This is a genomic window from Pseudomonas agronomica, assembly GCF_025917275.1.
Taxonomy (GTDB): Bacteria; Pseudomonadota; Gammaproteobacteria; order Pseudomonadales; family Pseudomonadaceae; genus Aquipseudomonas; species Aquipseudomonas agronomica.
In genome coordinates this window covers 1-544 of record NZ_JAOSHO010001014.1, presented here as the reverse complement: position 1 = coordinate 544, position 544 = coordinate 1, and the positions used below count along the sequence as shown (strand labels likewise).

Here is a 544-nt window from a genome sequence, read left to right as displayed (position 1 = left end):
GTCCGTCATCGCGCGCCGGTCCGGCATGCAGCTCCTGGGCTACGAAATGGCGCCGGATTACGCCAGCCTGGAAGGCAACTACAGTTTTGAACCGGTGGAGCTCAAGGTCGGTCCGCTGGTGGCCGAAGGCGAAGTGCAACGGCAACAGGCCAGCGCCGCCCAACCGGACGTGCGCTACCACTACCGTTTCGTCGCCACGGCGCTGGCGAGCCAGGCCGCCGATCACTTGCCGCACACCAGCCAGGCGTTCGCGGCGGTGTTGTGCAGGGCAGTGGGGTATAACTCCAGCCTCGAAGAACAAAGCGCGCTGTACCAGCGTTATGTGAAGGAGGGGCCTTATGTGGAGTGGGCGTGGGACTTCGGCCACCAGTGCCCGGAACCGGCGTTCGACCAGGCCAGCAAGCGCTACGTGACCCAGGCGCTGGCGCCTGTTCGCTCGGCGCTGCGGCCTTTCAGGACTTGGTTGGAAGTGGGTGGCGCGGTGTTGGTGGTTGCCGTAGCGCTGGCGTTGATCAGCCGTCGCAAGCGCAAGGCCCGGATGGCG

General features: G+C 66.0%; 1 pseudogene. It reads left to right on the top strand.

The window, feature by feature from the left end:
* Positions 1-544: pseudogene (locus OC610_RS28660) on the top strand (hypothetical protein); the annotation flags it as partial.